Raw genomic sequence first — 16,307 nt, forward strand, 5'->3', positions numbered from 1 at the left:
GATACTTATGCGTGGTGCAGATTATTTAATAAAGACCTTGAAAGATCATCAGGTCGATACGGTTTTCGGTTATCCCGGTGGCGCCATTATGCCGGTGTATGATGCCTTGCTTGGTAGTGGTGTGAAGCATGTACTTTGTCGCCATGAACAAGGCGCGGTGTTCGCGGCGGATGGTTACGCTCGCTCCAGTGGGCGGCTTGGCGTTTGCCTCGCCACCTCAGGCCCTGGCGCGACCAACTTAATTACCGGCATCGCCAACGCACAAATGGATTCCGTTCCTTTGCTCGCGATTACAGGTCAAGTCGCATCGAATCTAATTGGTACCGATGCTTTTCAGGAAATCGACACTTATGGTTTATCGTTGTCGGTCGTGAAACACAGCTACTTGGTCACTCGCATTGAGGATTTTCCTCACATGCTCAACGAAGCCATCCAGCTCGCGCAAAGCGGCCGCCCTGGGCCTGTGCTGATTGATATTGCCAAAGATGTTCAGATGGCAACCATGCCAGCGACCAGTTTAGCCTTTTGTGAAGAGATGCGCCCCAAAGCCCTTTCTTCAACCTTCGGCTCCGTGAATCAGGTTCAGTTGATGCAAGCGGCCCACTTACTCACAGCCAGTAAGCAACCGCTGGTTTACGCTGGTGGCGGAGTTGATTTAGCGCGATGCTCTGAGTTGCTGACCTCGATGATCGAGCGCTTTAAATTACCGACAGTGACGACCTTAAAAGGTATCGGCTCAGTGCCGAGCTCACACCCTTACAACTTAGGGATGCTAGGGATGCATGGCACCAAGGCTGCGAATACCGCAGTACAAGATTGCGATCTGTTATTGGTCGCTGGTGCTCGCTTGGATGATCGCGCTACCGGTGATTTACAACAGTTTGCGCCACGCGCCAAAGTCATCCATATCGACTGTGATCACGCTGAAGTGAGTAAGCTGCGCCGAGCCGACGTTAGTCTGGTCGGCGACATGCATGACATCCTCACGGCGTTGGCAGATAGATTGGAAACTAGTTTTTCACAGCAAACAGCTCATCACTGGCGCTATCAATGCTTGCACAATAAAGAGCAGCTGGCATTCCGTTACGACGCTCCTTTTTCCAGCATCTACGCCCCTTCGTTGCTGAAAAACCTATCCGCACGTTGCAGCCAAAGCAAGGCCATTGTCACCTGTGACGTTGGCCAGCACCAGATGTGGGTAGCCCAACATATGCAATTCAACTCCAGTCGTCATCACTTAAGCAGTGGCGGCCTAGGCGCGATGGGTTACGGCCTTCCTGCTGCTCTTGGCGCTAAGTTCGCCAACCCTGACTTCACCGTCATCAATGTTTCTGGAGATGGCTCGATCATGATGAATATTCAAGAGCTGGCGACGCTAAAACGTTATGGCATTGCGGTCAAAATATTGCTGCTCGATAACCAACGTCTTGGCATGGTCCGTCAGTGGCAAAACTTATTTTTTGAGCAGCGCTTTAGTGAAGTGGATCTCTCTGACAATCCAAACTTTGCTGAGATTGCCAACGCCTTTGGTATCCGCAGTCACAGTATTAGCCAATCATCGGAAGTGGAGGCTGCCTTGGATGATTTTCTGGCAAATGATGACAGCTACTTACTGCATGTATCGATCAACCCAGATGACAACGTTTGGCCACTAGTGCCGCCCGGCAAAAGTAATGCCGACTATATCGAAGAAAGCTTTGCGGAATAACCCTTGAGGAAGCAGATTATGAGTACTAATACATTCAAAATTATCGTACGCCAATCAACCGGAAGTCTTGAACGGATTTTGCGCCTCATCAGGCATCGTGGCTTTAAGGTGAATTACTGTCTGGCTCGCGATGAAAGCTTGGAGAATGGCATGAGCGTAACCTTGCAACTGAGCAGCGAGCGCAGCATTGATAATCTTTATCATCAACTGCACAAATTGGTCGATGTGGTTGAAGTACATCAGTCGGCTCCATCACGACTGAGGAGCTGTCTTGGCAATGAGTAAATCACTATTGCTTTACGACACCACTTTGCGGGATGGCGCTCAATACAAAGGGATCAGTTTTTCCCTACAGGACAAACTGAAAATCACCCAGTTACTGGATGACTTTGGTGTTGACTATATCGAAGGCGGCTGGCCCGGCTCGAACCCTAAGGATGAAGCCTACTTTCGTCATGCTAAAAGCTTAGGGTTAAAGCATGCCAAGCTGGTCGCTTTTGGCGCGACACGTAAACCATCGGTAAGCGTTGATGATGATCAACAAATCCAATCTCTACTCGCTGCGCAAACGCCAGTGGTTGCGCTTGTCAGTAAATTCTGGCGCTATCATGTCGAGACCGTGTTGCGCACGGATTTGAGTGAAAACTTGGCGATGATCTTCGACAGCATCACGCTCTTTAAACACGAGCAGCGTGAAGTTATTTTAGATGCTGAGCATTTTTTTGATGGCTTCAATGACAGTCCTGACTACGCCTATCAATGTTTACAAGTCGCCATAAACGCAGGTGTTGATAATGTCACTCTTTGCGATACCAATGGCGGCACCATGCCGCATGAAATAGCGGATATTGTGGCGCAAGTTAAAGCCAGGTTTCCGTTGTTGTCGCTGGGTATTCATTGCCATAACGACTGCGAAGTTGCCGTTGCCAACAGTTTGTCTGCCGTGTCTGCTGGCGTGTCTTTAGTCCAAGGGACGGTTAATGGCTATGGCGAGCGCTGCGGTAACGCCAATCTAATCCCGATCATAGCCAGTCTATCCTTAAAGCCATGCTACAAGGATCGATTTAGCTTTCATTCAGCCGTTGAAACGCAGCAGCTGTCGTTTTTGGCAAAGCAAGTCGCTGATATTGCCAATATCCCTTTAAAGGACGATGCCGCTTACGTGGGGACTCATGCCTTTAGTCATAAAGGCGGAATCCATGTCGCAGCGATAGCTAAGTCGAGTAAAACCTATGAACATATCCATCCAGAGCTCGTCGGTAACCAACGAGACATCACAATTTCAGAGCTTTCTGGAAAGTCTAACGTTCAGTTACAAGCTAAAAAGCTAGGGCTAGATGTGTCGCGTAATTTTAAACAAGTACTCGACAGTATTAAGTCTTTAGAAGAGACCGGCCTAACGCTCGAAAATGCATCGGGCTCTTTTGAAATGATCGTGCGTCAACAAGAAGACACTTACCGCCCCTACTTTACGGTTCTTAATATTCAGATCAATGTGAATGATCTCAATATCCCGGCACGCAACCCCGTTGAACCTTGTACCGCTATGGTAACAGTTCGCGTTAAAAACCGCATCGCTCATGTAGTCGAAGAAGCTTCTGGGCCGGTTGATGCCTTAAATCTTGCTCTTAAAAAAGCATTGGCCATGTTTTATCCGCAGATTAATCAGCTCAAACTGACTGATTACAAGGTTTCTATTTTAAATCCTGAAAAAGCTTCAGCGGCTACGACGAGGGTTTGGATTCAATCGACTTGCAAAGAAGAGCACTGGGCCACCATCGGGTGTTCCGACAACATCATCAAAGCCAGTGCTCAGGCACTACTCGATAGTTACCAACTGTTTTTAATTAAATACGACATATTAACCGAAGCGGCACAAACCCAGTCGCTAAGCAGCAAAAATTTTAGAGAGGTCACAAATCATGGCAACACTTAATCCACCGAAATACATCTGGTTTAACGGTAAAACCATACCTTGGCAAGATGCGCAGGTTCATGTTCTGAGCCATGCCATTCATTATGGATCTTCTGTGTTTGAAGGTATTCGCTGTTATGAAACCAGTAAGGGACCGGCTTTCTTTCGTCTACGAGAGCATGTCGAGCGTCTCTATCTTTCAGCTAAAATTTATCGCATGAGCATCCCCTACTCCTTTGATGAATTTTTGACAGCCTGCCATCAAGTGGTCAGTCAAAATGATTTGCGAAATGCTTATTTACGACCTGTTGCATTTTTTGGCTATGGCTCGATTGGGGTTAATCCACAACACAATCCCGTTGAGGTTTCTATCGCCGCATTCCCTTGGGACTCATACCTCGGCAATGAATCCATCGAACAGGGCGTTGATGTCTGTATTTCTTCATGGAACCGCGTCGCACCAAACACCATCCCTGCGGCCGCTAAAGCCGGAGGAAACTATCTTTCTTCTCAGTTGATTGTTGAGGAAGCAACGCGCAAAGGTTACGTCGAAGGAATCGCGCTTGATGTCAACGGTTATATCTCGGAGGGCTCTGGGGAGAATGTGTTTGTGATTAAAAATAACACCTTGTATACGCCTCCCTTTACCGCTTCTATCTTGCCCGGGATTACGCGGGATACGGTCATGCAACTGGCGCGTCAGATGGGTTATCAAGTCATCGAACAAAACATGACTCGTGAAGCCCTGTATTTAGCTGATGAAGCCTTCATGACAGGAACTGCCGCAGAAATTGTTCCAATCAAAAGTGTTGATGACCTTGCTATTGGTTCTGGATCACGAGGGCCGATCACAGAACACCTGCAACACGCTTTCTTTGGTTTATTTAAAGGCACAACTCCAGATGACCATGGCTGGCTTGAGTGTGTTGAAGGTGTTGAGGATAAAGTATATGCCTGATTATCGTTCGAAAACATCCACTCACGGTAGAAACATGGCGGGGGCTCGTGCGCTATGGCGAGCGACCGGGGTTAAAGATAATGACTTCGGCAAACCGATTATCGCAGTTTGTAACTCCTTTACTCAGTTTGTACCAGGTCATGTGCATTTAAAAGATATGGGGCAGCTTGTTGCGCGAGAAATCGAACAAGCTGGCGGTATTGCCAAAGAGTTCAACACCATCGCCGTTGATGATGGCATTGCCATGGGTCACGACGGCATGCTCTACTCACTACCGTCCCGCGAAATAATTGCCGACTCGGTTGAGTACATGGTAAACGCCCATTGCGCCGATGCGTTAGTGTGTATTTCAAACTGCGACAAAATTACGCCGGGAATGTTACTCGCTGCAATGCGCTTAAATATCCCTGTTATTTTCGTCTCTGGGGGGCCAATGGAAGCGGGTAAAACCAAACTGTCTGATCAGCTGATTAAGCTTGATCTGGTCGATGCTATGGTTGCTGGCGCTGACCAATCGGTGAGTGACCAAGACAGCGAACAGATAGAACGTAGCGCCTGCCCAACCTGCGGCTCTTGTTCAGGCATGTTTACTGCCAACTCCATGAACTGTCTAACCGAAGCACTTGGCCTCGCGTTACCCGGTAACGGTTCATTACTCGCCACACACTCCGCACGCGAACAATTATTTTTAAAAGCTGGTCGTCAAATCGTTGAGCTGTGCAAGAGTTATTATCACGACAATGATGAATCCGTTTTGCCACGCAATATCGCCAACCGTAAATCCTTTCTCAACGCCATGAGTTTGGATATTGCCATGGGCGGCTCGACCAATACGGTACTGCACCTTTTAGCAGCAGCGCACGAAGGTGAGGTCGACTTCACCATGCAAGACATTGATCGCTTGTCTCGCCAAGTGCCTAATTTGTGTAAAGTTGCCCCAGCGACCAAAGACTACCACATGGAAGATGTTCATCGTGCGGGTGGCGTGATGGCTATTCTTGGTGAATTAAAACGTGGCAATCTACTCAACCTCAGTCAGCCGACAGTATTACAAAAACCCATCAGTAAGCTGATTGATGATTGGGATGTCATTACCACAGAAAATACGGCCATAAAAAAACTGTATCGCGCTGGCCCGGCAGGTATTCCCACACAAAAAGCTTTCAGCCAAAGCTGCTTGTATGACTCGCTCGATATAGATCGTGAGCGTGGTTGTGTTCGCAATATTCAGAATGCCTACAGTAAGGACGGCGGGCTTGCTGTGATGTACGGTAATCTGGCACCTAACGGCAGTATCATTAAAACTGCAGCAGTTCCCGATAAGCACTTAACCTTCAGTGGGCCTGCTCGTGTCTTTGAAAGTCAAGACAGTGCCGTTGAAGCAATCCTTACCAATCAAATCCAAAAAGGCGATGTTGTGGTGATCCGTTATGAGGGTCCATCAGGTGGGCCGGGAATGCAGGAAATGCTCTACCCAACCAGTTATCTTAAATCGAAGGGACTCGATCAAGACTGTGCACTCATCACCGATGGTCGCTTTTCTGGTGGCACATCAGGCTTGTCGATAGGCCACGTCTCGCCAGAAGCCGCCAGTCAAGGTCTTATAGGTTTAGTGGAAGACGGTGACACCATAACCATTGATATTCCAAAGCGGTTACTGGAACTTAATGTTGATGATAAGCAGCTTGAGATTCGTCGCGAACAACGCTCGACCATTGGCTGGCAACCCACATCACGCAAACGTTTAGTTTCAACCGCGCTGAAAGTCTATGCAAAACATGCCTTAAGTGCGGACAAAGGAGCGGCTAGAGTCGTTTAGACTCATACTACAATAAAGTAAGGCTGATAAGTCTATTGATAACTTATCAGCCTCATCCTTAACTGAAAATAGCGTATCCAACAACGCCTAGTAATAACACCACGATGAGTGCCTGACAGATATCCAGAAAGATTTCTTCCCCGTCATGCTCTGCCCGGTTTTTTTTTGGATTCACAACATTTTTCATAGGTAATTCCTCACGACTCAAACATGAAAAAATCAACGTTTTACATGGCTGGCTTCCTTAAGAAGCATCTATTATACAACATTGAAAATCGCTATATAGATAGCTTATTTCGTAATGAGACGGACTGTACAAATCAAAAAAATATTTTAGAAAAAGCATTAGCCACACTCTACTTTTGTAAAAATAGCTAACGAATTTTTTGTCTTTTCTGTAAATTTTCCGAACAAAAGTTTGTGAGTCTTTATTCAGTCATCACTATCAAAGCTGCAAAATACTTAAGTGAGAGTTTACTAAAGGCACATTATAACTTAGGGAGGTGCTTGTATGACAAGCTCAATGAAGAGTTCAAGACGTTATCAATGCAAATGAAAAAGGCTGTTATTCTCATAACAGCCTTTGTTTTTATTTTGGTGCTCAGAGCGGGACTTGAACCCGCACGGCCTACGGCCACTACCCCCTCAAGATAGCGTGTCTACCAATTCCACCACCTGAGCTAAATTCTAATTACTGATTATCGCCGTCTTTTTTTGCTTTTTCAGCGTCTTCCGCAGCAGCATCAATCGACTCAGGAATAGCATCGTCTGTCGCTTCTTCAGAAGGAATTTCTGAACTAATCTCTTCCGTGGTTTCAGCAGGAATCTCAGCGCTAATGTCGGTATTCGTTTCGCTTGGAATTTCTGTAGAAGAAACGGACTCACCCGTTTCTTCTGTTTGAGCAGCGTCATCCAACAAACTTGACTTACTTGCTTTGTCGCTTGAGTTTACAGCACCTATCGCTAACGCTATTGCAAAAAATACAATCGCTAGAACTGTCGTCGATCGAGTCAGAAAGTTTCCTGAACCCGGTGCGCCAAACAACGTATTCGATGCGCCAGAACCAAAAGAAGCTCCCATCTCGGCGCCTTTACCTTGTTGGATCAAAATAATACCAATCAATAGTAGAGCGACTACCAATAGACTGATCATTAAAAATAATTCCATACTCTTAACCTGCTCGTCTTTTCTGCTGCTTAACCAGCAATTTTGCAAATTGCTATAAATTCATCGGCTTTTAGGGAAGCGCCCCCAATTAAGCCACCATCAATATCATTTTGTGCTAGTAACTCTTCTGCATTTGCAGCTTTCATACTACCACCATATAAAATCTGTATTTCTTCAGCGACACCCGTATTCATTTCAGCAAGATAGTGCCTTATCGCGGCATGAACCTCTTGTGCCTGCTCTGGGCTTGCGGTTACACCAGTGCCTATTGCCCAAACGGGCTCATAAGCAATAACGCCCTGTCCTAACTTTTCCAGTCCAGCAGTTTTATCTTGATAGAAATCAATTACTGCATCGATCTGGCCCTTAACAACATCCATAGTGGTGTCATTTTCACGTTGTTCAAGGGTTTCTCCAACACATAATACAGGTGTTAGGCCTTTTTCAAGCGCTTTAGCAAACTTCTCTGCAACTAGCTCGTTCGACTCATGATAAAGACTGCGTCTTTCTGAGTGTCCGACAAGCACATACTCCGCACCTAAATCAGCCAGCATATCGCCACTGATTTCGCCGGTGAAGGCACCTTGCTCTTGCTGAGAAAGATTCTGACCGCCAACTTTAATCGAGCTACCTTTTATTAGCTGAACGGTTCTATCAACATATATAGAAGGTGGGCACACCAGAATATCGCTTTGCCAGCTGCTATCCAGTTGACTCTTGATTCCGTTAACTAGGCTCTCTATAGAAGCCACGTTACCGTGCATTTTCCAATTTCCTGCGATCAAGGTTTTGCGCACTTCACACCTCTTTTATGTCTGCTTTTTGGAATCGCTATTATCCTCAGCGCCTATTTTGCTAGGGCTTATAACCATTGGACAATAAGGAACCCACCTTTTTATCAAAAGGGCGCAAATATTAACTGAGCCTAGGCTTGAACACAAGCACTGATGCTTAAGAATTGAGGATTTTAAGCCTGATCTAGGCTTTTATCCCAAAAACCATGGATCTTACCATGTTGATCCAAGTATAATACGCGCCGTTTGAGGTCATTGTTCATTTTTCGACCTCAATGTTGAGCGATTGTAATGAAAATAGGCCATAAAACAATAGATTAGACTGGTTACAGCTTGCTGTACACCAGGTTTTTGTTTTTGGTCACTCCAAACGTTGCAATTATTGAAGTGACAACCATCAGGTAATAGTTAAGTAGCGACCTATGATTAAGATTAAAAAAGGCCTGGATCTTCCTTTAGAGGGAAAGCCAGAGCAAACAATCTCAACTGGTGCTACGGTCAAAACCGTCGCCATCTTAGGCGAAGATTATGTTGGCATGAAACCAACCATGCATGTTCAGGTTGGGGATCAGGTTAAAAAAGGCCAGCTCATCTTCGAAGACAAGAAAACTCCCGGGGTAAAATACACAGCTCCAGCGGCAGGAACCATTTCTGCTGTTAACCGTGGCGCAAAGCGTAAACTGCTTTCCGTAGTGGTTGACATCGCTGAGCAAGAAGATGCTGTGTCTTTTAACAAGTATTCAGCCGATCAACTATCGAGCATCGACCGTCAAGCGATCGTCGATCAAATGGTTGAATCTGGCATGTGGACAGGTTTGCGCACCCGCCCATATTCGAAAGTTCCAGCGATCGACGCTAAGACACGATCTATCGTTGTAAGCGCTATGGATACCAATCCATTAGCCGGTGATCCGGAAGCTTTTATCACTGAGCATAATGCTGACTTTAACCACGGTTTAGACATTCTGGCACAACTTGCAGAGGACAAAGTGTTCGTTGCAACGCAGCCTGAGTCAAAAATCGAGCAGTCTAGCAATGCTAAAGTGAACTACGAAAGCTTTTCTGGTCCACACCCAGCGGGGCTTGTCGGAACGCATATCCACCACCTTTGCCCAGCCTCTTCTGAGAATGAGGTTTGGCACATGGGGTATCAAGATGTTATCGCTCTAGGCCGACTCTTTACTGATGGTGAGCTTTTTGTTGAGCGTGTTGTTGCATTAAGCGGTACTGAGGTCAAAAACCCTCGTTTAATCCGTACACGTTTAGGCGCTAACCTTGATGAGCTGCTGAATAACGAAATTAATGATAACGACAGCCGCATCATTTCAGGCTCAGTCTTGAACGGTTTTAATGCTGTTGACTCACGAGCTTTCGTTGGCCGTTATCACAATCAAATTACTGTCATCCCAGAAGGTCGTGAAAAAGAATTCTTCGGTTGGGCGATGCCAGGTAGCAACAAGTTCTCTGTAACTCGTGCTTTCCTAGGCCATATCTTCCCAAGCAAGAAGTTCCAAATGAACACTTCGACGGGTGGTTCGACTCGCGCAATCATGCCAATCGGTAACTATGAGCGTGTTCTTCCTCTCGATATTCTGCCAACTCAATTGATTCGTGCGTTAGTTTGTGGCGACACTGACTCAGCACAAGCCTTGGGTTGCTTGGAGTTGGATGAAGAAGATCTTGCATTGTGTACCTTCGTTTGCCCAGGCAAATACGAGTATGGCTCAATTCTCCGCGAAAATCTGACTAAGATTGAGAAGGATGGCTAAGATGGGTTTAAAGAATTTTATTGAAAAAGTCGAGCCGCACTTCGAGAAAGGCGGCAAGTGGGAAAAGTGGTATGCGCTTTATGAAGCAGCTGCGACGATTTTCTACACTCCGGGCCACGTCACAAAAGGCGCGACTCACGTTAGAGATAACATCGACCTAAAACGTATTATGATCATGGTGTGGTTCGCTACTTTCCCTGCCATGTTCTGGGGTATGTGGAACGTCGGTTATCAAGCTCAAGAAGCGCTACAGGCGGGCATGAGTCTTCCTGAAATGTGGCAAGTAGACTTCTTCCAGTTCTTTGGTGGCGCAATAACACCTGAAACTGGGGTCTTTGGACTGATGTTCTACGGCGCCTGCTTCTTCTTACCAATTTATGCCGTGACCTTTATCGTCGGTGGTTTCTGGGAAGTCCTCTTCGCTACCGTCCGTGGCCACGAGATCAACGAAGGTTTCTTCGTCACTTCAATTCTTTTCGCATTGATCTTGCCGGCAAAAATTCCACTATGGCAAGTTGCCTTAGGTATTTCTTTCGGCGTGGTTGTCGCTAAAGAAATCTTTGGTGGTACGGGTAAGAACTTCATGAACCCAGCTTTGGCGGGTCGTGCGTTCCTATTCTTTGCTTATCCTGCAGATATTTCAGGTGAGACCGTTTGGGCCGCCGTCGACAGCTTCTCTGGCGCTACGCCGCTAGCAGCTGCTGCAGCTGGCTCAATCACTGATTACAGCATCAATGCTAACTGGTGGGACGCTTTCATGGGTCGTATCCCTGGCTCTATTGGTGAAGTGTCAACGCTGATGTTAATCATTGGCGGTCTTTTCATTATCTACATGCGAATCGCTTCGTGGCGCATCGTGCTGGGTGTCTTGCTTGGAATGATCGCAACCAGTTATATCCTTAATGGTATCGGTAGCGAATCAAACGCTATGTTTGCGATGCCTTGGTACTGGCATTTAGTCACGGGTGGCTTTGCTTTCGGTATGTTCTTCATGGCAACCGACCCTGTCTCTGCCGCTCTTACCAACAAAGGTAAGTGGATCTTTGGTGCCTTAATCGGCTTCATGGTAGTGATGATTCGTGTGGTTAACCCGGCATTCCCAGAAGGTATGATGCTGGCAATCCTATTTGCTAACTTGTTTGCACCGTTAATTGACCACTTCGTGGTTCAAGCGAACATCAAACGGAGGACTCGTCGTAATGTCTAAGAAAGAAAGTCCTATCAAAACGATTGTTGTTGCGGTTATTTTGAGCTTGGTCTGCTCGGTTGTCGTTTCCTTTGCTGCGATCCAGCTAAAACCGCAACAAGAGCTTAATAAAGAACTCGACCGCAAACGTAACATCCTAATCGCGGCCGGCTTACTTGAGCAAGGTGGCACTCAGTCTGAGATTGATGAGCTATTCAAACAAGTTGAGACAAAAGTCGTTGATTTATCAACTGGTGAGTTCGTTGAGCCTCCTAAAGGTTTCAATCAGCGAAAATATGCTAAAAACCCAGAAACTAACAAGGTTTTAGAGGGCAAAGCAGATATCGCTGGCATCAAAAAACGTTCACAACTGGCCAATGTTTACCTAGTCCGCAATGGCCAAGAACTTGATACGGTGATTCTTCCGGTTCATGGCTATGGTCTTTGGTCTACGATGTATGGTTTCTTAGCGTTAGAACCTGATACCACAACCGTTGTTGGTTTCAAATATTACGAGCAAGGCGAAACATCTGGCCTTGGTGGTGAGATTGAGAACCCTTCGTGGCTGGCGCAGTGGCCTGGTAAAGAGGTTCTGAACGAGCAAGGCGAACCAGTGATTAAATTGGTCAAAGGCTCGGCTCAAAACGAACATCAGATTGATGGCCTATCCGGCGCAACATTAACCAGTAACGGTGTTGAGAACACGATGATCTACTGGTTAGGTGAGGATGGCTTTGGCCCATTCTTAGAACGTGTAAGAGCGGGAGAAATTTAAGATGGCATTTGATAAACAAGAAGCCAAATCGGTCTTATTTTCACCGATTTTTAATAACAACCCTATCGCATTACAAGTACTGGGTATTTGTTCTGCGCTAGCGGTTACCAGTAAGCTAGAAACCGCCTTGGTGATGAGTTTAGCTTTAACCTCGGTTATTGCACTATCGAACTTATTGATCAGCTTGATTCGTAAGCAAATCCCTTCCAGCATTCGTATTATCGTGCAAATGACGATTATTGCGTCTTTGGTTATCTTGGTTGACCAAGTACTGAAAGCCTATGCTTATGAAGTCTCTAAGCAGCTGTCAGTCTTCGTTGGTCTGATTATTACCAACTGTATCGTGATGGGTCGTGCCGAAGCCTACGCCATGAAAAATGGTCCTTTCATGAGCTTCTTAGACGGCTTAGGTAATGGTTTAGGTTACTCCGTACTCTTGATTGTCGTTGGCATTATTCGTGAACTGTTAGGTACCGGTGAGCTTTTAGGCTACACCATCTTACCTTCTACAGCTAACGGCGGTTGGTACGAAACAAACGGTATGTTGGTTCTTCCAGCAAGTTCATTCTTTATTATTGGTTTCCTAATCTGGGCGCTGCGTGTCTGGAAGAAAGACCAAGTGGAGGATAAAGAATAATGGAACATTATTTATCATTATTTATTCGCTCTGTTTTCGTCGAAAACATGGCATTGGCATTCCTTCTGGGAATGTGTACTTTCTTAGCAGTTTCGAAGAAAGTTCAAACATCGATCGGTCTTGGTATTGCGGTGATTATCGTACAAACCATTACCGTACCAGTGAACAACTTAATCGTTCACTATTTACTAGCAGACGGCGCTTTAGCGTGGGCTGGATTCCCTGAAGCAGACCTGAGTTTCCTGGGTTTAATTGTCTATATTGGCGTTATCGCAGCTTTAGTACAAATCCTTGAGATGACTTTGGATAAGTTCTTCCCAGCCTTGTATCAATCGCTAGGTATCTTCCTACCGTTGATTACCGTGAACTGTGCCATCATGGGCGGCTCATTATTCATGGTAGAGCGTGATTACAACTTCCCTGAGTCAGTCGTTTTCGGCCTAGGTTCAGGTTTTGGTTGGGCTTTAGCTATCGCTGCCTTGGCCGGTATTCGCGAGAAAATGAAGTACTCCGATGTACCTGACGGTCTTCGTGGCTTAGGCATTACCTTCGTTACCGTGGGTCTTATGGCTATCGGCTTCATGTCGTTCTCTGGTATTAAATTGTAATTTATAAGGAAACAACTAATGACTGAGATTATTCTAGGCGTTGCCTTATTTACCTTAGTAATCCTTGCACTTGTGCTGATCATTTTGTTCGCGCGCAAGCAGCTGGTTGCTACTGGTGACGTTACAATCAACATCAATGACGACGCTGATAAGTCTATTACCACCGAAGCTGGCGGTAAATTATTAGGCGCACTCGCTAACAACGGCATTTTTGTCTCATCAGCCTGTGGTGGTGGTGGTACTTGCGGTCAGTGTATCTGTAAAGTCACTGATGGTGGTGGCTCTATTCTGCCTACAGAAGAAGGTCACATCACTAAACGTGAAGCCGCTGAAGGCTATCGTTTATCGTGCCAGGTTGCGGTTAAACAAGACATGAAAATCGAAGTGCCTGAAGAAGTCTTTGGCACCAAAAAGTGGGACTGTGAAGTTATCTCAAACGATAACAAAGCGACTTTTATTAAAGAGCTTGTCTTACGCATTCCTGACGGTGAAAGCGTTCCTTTCCGCGCGGGTGGTTATATTCAGATCGAATGCCCACCATATAAACTGAAATACAGTGAGTTCGATATTCCTGAAGAATACCGCCCTGACTGGGATCAGTTTAAACTCTTCGATGTAGAAGCTGAATCAAAAGAAGAAGTGATTCGCGCTTATTCGATGGCGAACTACCCTGAAGAAGAAGGCATTATCATGCTTAACGTTCGTATCGCAACGCCTCCGCCGCGTGATATGTCGCTACCTGCTGGTAAAATGTCATCCTATATTTGGAACCTTAAAGAAGGTGACAAAGTCACGATTTCTGGTCCTTATGGTGAGTTCTACGCCAAAGACACTAAAGCTGAAATGGTATTTATCGGTGGTGGTGCTGGCATGGCACCAATGCGCTCGCACATTTTCGATCAGCTGCGTCGTATTAAGACCGACCGTAACATCACTTTCTGGTACGGTGCACGAAGCAAGCGTGAAATGTTCTATGAAGAAGATTTCGATATGCTGGCACGTGAGAATGAGAACTTTGATTGGCATGTTGCATTGTCTGATCCGCTTCCTGAAGATAACTGGGAAGGTTACACAGGCTTTATTCATAACGTATTGTATGAAAACTACCTGAAAGACCATCCGGCACCGGAAGACTGTGAGTTCTACATGTGTGGACCTCCTATGATGAACGCAGCATGTATTAAGATGCTAGAAGATTTAGGTGTTGAACCTGAGAATATCCTTCTGGATGACTTTGGTGGCTAATCCCTACTAACTCTTCTAAAATAGGCGACCTTAGTGTCGCCTTTTTTATGCCTTACAGTTAATCTCTAGCTGCATTGATTGGTGGCGCATAATTACCCCATTGTTTAGGTCCCCGTTATGAGAAAGTTATTTCTAGTCGTTCTTGTGTTTGCCGTTCTCTCCTGTGCAGATGAGCCCCAATACAGCAAAATCACAGGAAGCACCATGGGCACCACTTATAATGTCATTGTTGATTCTAGTACAGCCTCACCTCAGGATATCTACCAAGATATCGAAGTCGAGCTGAAAGATATTAACCAATTGATGTCCACCTATATCCCAAACAGTGAAATCAATCGTTTTAACCAACTTGCTAACGCGTCTTGTTTTAGATTCTCTGCTAAAACTTGGCACGTATTACAAGCGTCAAAACAGATCTATGACGAGACCAATGGAGCCTTTGATATTACTTTAGGCCCGTTGATTTCTCGTTGGGGATTTAACGTCGAAGAGTATGATCAGAAAGTTCCTTCAGAGGAGCAGGTTAACCAACTTCTGACCCGTGTCGGCACCGATAAGCTTGAGTTTGATCACATTAACCAATGCATCAGTAAAAAACATCCGCAAATCACGATCAACCTGTCGGCCATCGCTAAAGGGTATGGTGTCGATCGTGTTGCCGCCATCATTGAGCAGCATGGTGTTAACAACTATCTGGTTGAAATTGGGGGCGAAACTAAAGCTAAAGGCATCAATACCATGGGCTCTAAGTGGCGCGTGGCGATTGAGCAGCCCGTCAGCCTTAAACAACAAAAAATGCTCGTTGTAGGCCTTACAGATACCTCTATTGCGACTTCTGGAGATTATCGTAATTATTACGAAGTGGATGGCGAGCGATTTTCACATACGATCAACCCTAGAACTGGCTATCCCATTAGCCACAAGCTCGCATCCGTGTCAGTGATACACCCGCAAAATATGTATGCTGATGCTTATGCGACAGCATTGAACGTTATGGGTCCTGATGAAGCTCTAGCTTTTGCTCAACAGCACAAGCTCCCTGTCTACCTAATTACACATGAGGGCAGCGAACTAAAGAGTCAGAGAACTGAATCATTCTCGAAATTTATACAATAGTATATGCTGGGCATACCGTGCCCAGCATGGCTTTGTCGATTAAAACGATGGAGCCATTCGAATCCCTGGGTGAAGGTATCCACCGCACTTAAAACTTACCGTTAACACATAAGGTGTTGGCCCACTTGCGGACTGTATCACCACATTGAACTCCGAGACATTGTGGTAATAGGGGTCACCATAAGCCACAGCACCACCATTATCCGTCGAAACCACTTTATTGGTGCATCTTGCATCCAGTATTGGCTCTAAGACAGCTCCTGATGAACATTGTGACAACGACATGCTGCCACAGTTAACGCTTTCCGTGCCATTAAAAAACTGATTGTAAGGGTCATTGTGGTTTCCGTGATTAAATTCGTCTGCGTCAACAGCTGACATACCCGCCAGTAATACTAAGCCTAATAGATATTTCATAATTACTCCTAATGGTTTACAAAGGAGCTCCAGACTAGCAATCTATTCATGATTTTCAGACGTTTTTAACGGTCAAAATAGGGTTCATTGCCGATTTACCCAACTTTACCAAAGCCATTAGTGTGTTTTTTAAGCTATAAAGTCACATCCTAACTGTGTTAAAATAGTGCCAACTTACCGAGATTTATGACC

At 45.7% G+C, this 16,307-nt stretch carries 16 protein-coding genes and 1 tRNA gene; 12 read left to right on the forward strand and 5 right to left on the reverse strand.

Annotated features, from left to right (window positions below; all coding sequences use genetic code 11):
- Positions 1–7: 7 nt before the first annotated feature.
- From ilvG to ilvD, 5 genes are read left to right on the forward strand one after another with little or no spacing between them, the layout of a single operon-like run.
- Positions 8–1,708: an acetolactate synthase 2 catalytic subunit gene (ilvG, locus tag ABD943_RS04940; RefSeq protein ID WP_345292069.1), complete on the forward strand. Its 1,701-nt coding sequence runs from the start codon at positions 8–10 to the stop codon at positions 1,706–1,708.
- 18 nt (positions 1,709–1,726) lie between these two features.
- A complete protein-coding gene (ilvM, locus tag ABD943_RS04945; RefSeq protein ID WP_345292070.1) occupies positions 1,727–1,993 on the forward strand; it encodes an acetolactate synthase 2 small subunit in 267 nt (88 codons plus the stop codon).
- A complete protein-coding gene (gene cimA / locus ABD943_RS04950; protein WP_345292071.1) occupies positions 1,986–3,644 on the forward strand; it encodes a citramalate synthase in 1,659 nt (552 codons plus the stop codon). The genes ilvM and cimA overlap by 8 nt, the downstream gene beginning before the upstream one ends.
- The gene (locus ABD943_RS04955) at positions 3,631–4,581 is read left to right on the forward strand and encodes a branched-chain amino acid transaminase (protein WP_345292072.1); all 951 of its coding nucleotides are present in this window, start codon (positions 3,631–3,633) and stop codon (positions 4,579–4,581) included. The genes cimA and ABD943_RS04955 overlap by 14 nt, the downstream gene beginning before the upstream one ends.
- Positions 4,574–6,400: a dihydroxy-acid dehydratase gene (gene ilvD, locus ABD943_RS04960; RefSeq protein WP_345292073.1), complete on the forward strand. Its 1,827-nt coding sequence runs from the start codon at positions 4,574–4,576 to the stop codon at positions 6,398–6,400. Before ABD943_RS04955 ends, ilvD begins: the two co-directional genes overlap by 8 nt.
- A 58-nt stretch (positions 6,401–6,458) precedes the next feature.
- Here the strand turns inward: ilvD and ABD943_RS04965 are convergent, their stop codons facing one another.
- The 4 genes from ABD943_RS04965 to tpiA all read right to left on the reverse strand — a co-directional run bounded on the left by ABD943_RS04965 (position 6,459) and on the right by tpiA (position 8,365).
- Positions 6,459–6,587 (reverse strand): hypothetical protein, encoded by a 129-nt coding sequence (locus tag ABD943_RS04965; protein WP_345292074.1) that lies wholly within the window; start codon positions 6,585–6,587, stop codon positions 6,459–6,461.
- Between the two features lie 408 nt (positions 6,588–6,995).
- A tRNA-Leu gene (locus ABD943_RS04970) sits at positions 6,996–7,081 on the reverse strand.
- Between the two features lie 10 nt (positions 7,082–7,091).
- The gene (secG, locus tag ABD943_RS04975) at positions 7,092–7,568 is read right to left on the reverse strand and encodes a preprotein translocase subunit SecG (protein ID WP_345292075.1); all 477 of its coding nucleotides are present in this window, start codon (positions 7,566–7,568) and stop codon (positions 7,092–7,094) included.
- Positions 7,569–7,597: 29 nt separating this feature from the next.
- On the reverse strand, positions 7,598–8,365 hold the full coding sequence (gene tpiA, locus ABD943_RS04980) for a triose-phosphate isomerase (protein WP_345292076.1): 768 nt from the start codon (positions 8,363–8,365) through the stop codon (positions 7,598–7,600).
- A gap of 419 nt (positions 8,366–8,784) precedes the next feature.
- Here tpiA and ABD943_RS04985 point away from each other — a divergent pair, with 419 nt between their 5' ends.
- From ABD943_RS04985 to ABD943_RS05015, 7 genes are all read left to right on the forward strand, one after another.
- Positions 8,785–10,131 (forward strand): Na(+)-translocating NADH-quinone reductase subunit A, encoded by a 1,347-nt coding sequence (locus ABD943_RS04985; protein WP_345292077.1) that lies wholly within the window; start codon positions 8,785–8,787, stop codon positions 10,129–10,131.
- A 1-nt stretch (position 10,132) separates the two neighbouring features.
- A complete protein-coding gene (locus ABD943_RS04990) occupies positions 10,133–11,338 on the forward strand; it encodes an NADH:ubiquinone reductase (Na(+)-transporting) subunit B (RefSeq protein WP_345292078.1) in 1,206 nt (401 codons plus the stop codon).
- Positions 11,331–12,092, forward strand: coding sequence for a Na(+)-translocating NADH-quinone reductase subunit C (locus ABD943_RS04995; protein ID WP_345292079.1), 762 nt, complete (start codon positions 11,331–11,333; stop codon positions 12,090–12,092). The genes ABD943_RS04990 and ABD943_RS04995 overlap by 8 nt, the downstream gene beginning before the upstream one ends.
- A gap of 1 nt (position 12,093) precedes the next feature.
- A complete protein-coding gene (locus tag ABD943_RS05000; protein ID WP_345292080.1) occupies positions 12,094–12,729 on the forward strand; it encodes an NADH:ubiquinone reductase (Na(+)-transporting) subunit D in 636 nt (211 codons plus the stop codon).
- A complete protein-coding gene (gene nqrE / locus ABD943_RS05005) occupies positions 12,729–13,337 on the forward strand; it encodes an NADH:ubiquinone reductase (Na(+)-transporting) subunit E (protein ID WP_223577129.1) in 609 nt (202 codons plus the stop codon). The genes ABD943_RS05000 and nqrE overlap by 1 nt, the downstream gene beginning before the upstream one ends.
- A gap of 18 nt (positions 13,338–13,355) precedes the next feature.
- Positions 13,356–14,582, forward strand: coding sequence for an NADH:ubiquinone reductase (Na(+)-transporting) subunit F (gene nqrF, locus ABD943_RS05010; protein ID WP_345292081.1), 1,227 nt, complete (start codon positions 13,356–13,358; stop codon positions 14,580–14,582).
- Between the two features lie 117 nt (positions 14,583–14,699).
- Complete coding sequence (locus tag ABD943_RS05015; protein ID WP_345292082.1) at positions 14,700–15,698, forward strand: FAD:protein FMN transferase; 999 nt, start codon at positions 14,700–14,702, stop codon at positions 15,696–15,698.
- A gap of 39 nt (positions 15,699–15,737) precedes the next feature.
- Here ABD943_RS05015 and ABD943_RS05020 read toward each other — a convergent pair whose 3' ends face one another.
- Complete coding sequence (locus tag ABD943_RS05020; protein WP_345292083.1) at positions 15,738–16,115, reverse strand: hypothetical protein; 378 nt, start codon at positions 16,113–16,115, stop codon at positions 15,738–15,740.
- Positions 16,116–16,307 lie beyond the last annotated feature (192 nt).

Origin of the sequence: Kangiella marina (assembly GCF_039541235.1) — a bacterium.
GTDB lineage: Bacteria > Pseudomonadota > Gammaproteobacteria > Enterobacterales > Kangiellaceae > Kangiella > Kangiella marina.